At 72.2% G+C, this 3,554-nt stretch carries 3 protein-coding genes; 1 reads left to right on the top strand and 2 read right to left on the bottom strand.

The window, feature by feature from the left end; all coding sequences use genetic code 11:
• Positions 1 to 112 precede the first annotated feature (112 nt).
• Together ACFV0G_RS30530 and ACFV0G_RS30525 are read right to left on the bottom strand one after the other, a co-directional pair.
• Positions 113 to 1,657, bottom strand: a complete 1,545-nt coding sequence (locus tag ACFV0G_RS30530) for an FMN-binding glutamate synthase family protein (RefSeq protein ID WP_380555033.1) — start codon at positions 1,655 to 1,657, stop codon at positions 113 to 115.
• A gap of 224 nt (positions 1,658 to 1,881) precedes the next feature.
• Entirely contained in the window at positions 1,882 to 2,361 is a 480-nt protein-coding gene (locus ACFV0G_RS30525) for a hypothetical protein (protein WP_380555031.1), read from the bottom strand.
• 314 nt (positions 2,362 to 2,675) lie between these two features.
• On the opposite strand from ACFV0G_RS30525, the gene ACFV0G_RS30520 reads away from it, so the two are divergent.
• Positions 2,676 to 3,416, top strand: coding sequence for a GNAT family N-acetyltransferase (locus tag ACFV0G_RS30520; protein WP_380555029.1), 741 nt, complete (start codon positions 2,676 to 2,678; stop codon positions 3,414 to 3,416).
• Positions 3,417 to 3,554 lie beyond the last annotated feature (138 nt).

Genomic DNA, 3,554 nt, shown 5'->3' with positions numbered 1-3,554 from the left:
CCCGGCGGCGGGGGGGGGGGGCGCGCGGCGCCCCCCCCCCCCCCCCGCCCGCCTGTCCGCCGGCCCGGAGAATCCCGTCGTGCGCGTGGTGCGGTCGTCCCCCGTGGGCTCGTCAGACGCCGGGCTGCCGGACGGAAGCCGGCTCTGCGGCGAGCAGTGCCGTGATCTCCTCGGCGAGGTGCGGGCCGAGCTCGCCCCAGCCGTCCTTGTAGCCGTAGACGCCGGCCAGGGTGCGGGCCTCGTAGTCGCCGTTCATGATCTCGATGTCGTTGGCCGTGATGAGGCCCGGGTGGGCGACGCCGACGGCCGCCGAGACCTTGAGCAGCTCCTTGCGGAGGGTGCGCAGGTAGTTGGCGGCACGGTCCGCCTTGGAGGCCGGGTCGAGGCCGCGGGCCAGCCACGGGTTCTGGGTCGCGATGCCGGTGGGGCACTTGTCGGTGTGGCACTTCTGCGCCTGGATGCAGCCGATCGACAGCATCGCCTCGCGGGCCACGTTGATCATGTCGACGCCCAGGGCGAAGGCTACCGCCGCGTTCTCGGGCAGGCCGAGCTTGCCCGAGCCGATGAACGTCAGGTCGTCGGTCAGCCCGTGCTCGGCGAAGGTGCCGTAGACGCGGGAGAAGCCCATCCGGAACGGCAGCGACACCGAGTCGGCGAACATCCGCGGCGCCGCCCCGGTGCCGCCCTCGCCACCGTCGACGGTCACGAAGTCGACACCGCGGTCCCGACGCGCCATCAGCGCGGCCAGCTCCTGCCAGAAGCCCATCTCCCCCACCGCGCTCTTGATCCCGACCGGCAGGCCGGTCTCGGTGGCGAGCAGTTCGACGAAGTCGAGCATCGAGTCGACATCGCTGAACGCGGTGTGCCGCGACGGCGAGGCGCAGTCCTTGCCGGCCGGGATTCCGCGGATCCCGGCGATCTCCGGGGTCACCTTCGCGCCCGGCAGCATCCCGCCCAGCCCCGGCTTGGCGCCCTGGGAGAGCTTGATCTCTATCGCCCTGACCGGGGCGCCCGCGACCACGTCCTTGAGCTTGTCGAGGTTGAAACTGCCGTCGTCGTTGCGGCAGCCGAAGTACGCGGTGCCGAGCTGCAGGACGAGGTCACCGCCGTTGCGGTGGTGCGGGGAGAGCCCGCCCTCTCCGGTGTTGTGCATCGTGCCCGCCAGCGCCGCACCCTTGTTGAGCGCCGTGATGGCCGCACCGGAGAGCGATCCGAAGCTCATCGCCGAGATGTTCACCACGCTCGCCGGCCGGAAGGCCCTGGCGCGCCCGCGCGGCGCGCCGAGCACCTTCGCCGAGGGCAGCGGGGCCAGCGGGTCGTGCGTGTCGGGCAGCGTCCCGGCGAAGGTGCGCTGCTTCACGTAGGCGTGCCCCTGGACGTGCTCGACGTCGACCTCGGTGCCGAAGCCGAAGTAGTTGTTCTCCTCCTTCGCCGAGGCATAGATCCACGTGCGCTGGTCACGACTGAACGGGCGCTCCTCCTCGTTGGAGGTCACGATGTACTGCCGCAGCTCCGGCCCGATCGTCTCCAGCAGGTACCGGGCGTGCCCGACCACCGGGAAGTTCCGGAGCAGTGCGTGCCTCTTCTGCATGAGGTCGCGGGCAGCCAGGAGCGCCACCGCTGTAGCGGCGACCGCGCCGATCTTCCGGGCTTGCATGGGCGTTCCTCCTAGATGCACGACTCCGTCGTCGTGCCGTGTCGGGCCTTGGACGGCGGGCACACGGCCGAGCGGGCAGCAGCGTCCACCGAAGAATGCCAAACGATGGTAGGAGGCCCACCGGAGGGACCTGCGGCCAGGGGGCATCCGGAGCACTGGTCGAGACCGGTGGATCGGGGCCCTCGGCCTGCCGTTCAGCGGATGCGGTGGCCGGGCGCCCTCGGTCAGGCGGCTGCCCCGGCCGGCTCCGGTGACGGAATCCGGCGCCCGTGCGAGGTGCGCCAGGTGCGCCAGAGAAACACCGGCCAGGCGATCGCCGCCGCCAGACCGCCAACGGCGAAGGCCGTCAGCAGCAGATGGGAGGAGCCGCCGCCGGTGGCGAAGACTCCGCCGGGGGCACCGGAGTCCAGCGCCACGGCCGTCTCGCCGACCGGCATCGAATCCGGTCCGTCGTAAAGGAGGACGTTCGTGCGCGTGGACGTACCGTCCGCCGCCTTCCAGTCGCCGTAGAAGTCACAGGACCCGTGGCTGCAGACCTCCCGGGCGGCAGTGAACGTCCCGGTGACCCCGCTGCCGCTCTGTGCCTTCCAGGCCGGCACGAGATCGGGCGCGGCCTTGGCAATGCCGACGAAGGCTATGAAGGGCAGGCCGATCCAGAGGAACACCGACATGCGCCAGTGGCGCTTCGCGGGGGAATTGATCATGATGGCGGAGCCTACGACGCGGTCCGGGTTTCGTAAAATCCTTTCCGCCGCGAAAACCACCGGACACGGTGCATGCCACCCTCGTGCCACGACACGGCGCCAACTGCGGCCCGGGAGAAGCTGGTGACGGCCCATCGGCCGCGCGGCCGGCGATCCGGTCCATCGGCTCGAGCACGGCCCGGGTATCCGCACCACCGTAGTGTCCGGATCTCGCAACAGTGCGGCGAAGATCAACGGAGCCGGCCGGACGTGCCCCCTAGGCTGCCCCGCATGAGCCCTCATCTTCTGCCGTCGCCGCCGCGAGCGCGGCCTGGGTGTGGACGCCGGACGACGCCGAGGTCGTCGAGGACGAGGAGTACACGCTCCTGCGACTGCCCGACTACTACGCCTTCAACCTCTCGCTGGTCTCCTTCACACCGGCCGGCGCCCCGGGCACGGCCGTCGACGCGGTGCTGGAGCGAGCGCGCACGTTCGGGCTGCCGACGCTGGACTGGCAGGTGCTGCTCGGCTCTCCGGCCGGGCTGGCCGCCGAGCTGGCCGCGCGCGGCGGGCGGGTGAAGCTCGTCCTGGAGGTCCTGGCCGCGGACCTGAGCCGGGGCGCACCCCCGCTGCGGCCGCCCACGGCGGACGTATCGCTCCGCTGGGCAACGGACTTCGCGACGGCGCGGGACGGGGCGGCGGTCGAGATCACCGGATTCCGCGGTGCACTCCCGCCCGACGACCGGATCGAGCTGGTCGCGACCAGGAACGCCGAGGCCGTTCCGGCCGGGGACGGAGGCACGGTCGTCGCCTACGTGAACGGTGAACCCGCCGGAACCGGCGGGGTCACGATCGTGGACGGCATCGCGCGGCTGACGGGCGGGGTGGTCGCCCCGTCCCGGCGGGGTCAGGGGCTGTACCGGGCGGTGCTCGCCGCCAGGCTGTCCTACGCGGCGGCGCACGGGGCGACGATGGCACTGGTCAAGGCCAACCCGGCCACCTCCGGCCCGATCCTGCGCAAGGCGGGCTTCACGGCCTTCGGCCCGGAGCCCGTCTACGCCGTACCGCTGCACTGAGGTGGCCCGGCTGCTGCTCGGCTCCCTCAGGGCCCGGCCGGGGGGGGCGCGCGCCACCCCCCGACCAGTGAGCGCTGTCTGAGGGAGTCGCGCGAGATTTGCGCGGGGGGGGGGCTGAGAGGGAGGTGGGGGGTGTGT

The sequence above is a fragment of the Kitasatospora sp. NPDC059571 genome, from assembly GCF_042735675.1.
GTDB lineage: Bacteria > Actinomycetota > Actinomycetes > Streptomycetales > Streptomycetaceae > Kitasatospora.
This window is presented reverse-complemented; position numbering and strand designations above follow the sequence as displayed.

Coding starts and splice junctions, on each gene's coding strand:
- ACFV0G_RS30530 (WP_380555033.1), bottom strand. CDS start 1,657: ATGCAAGCCCGGAAGATCGGCGCGGTCGCCGCTACAGCGGTGGCGCTC.
- ACFV0G_RS30525 (WP_380555031.1), bottom strand. CDS start 2,361: ATGATCAATTCCCCCGCGAAGCGCCACTGGCGCATGTCGGTGTTCCTC.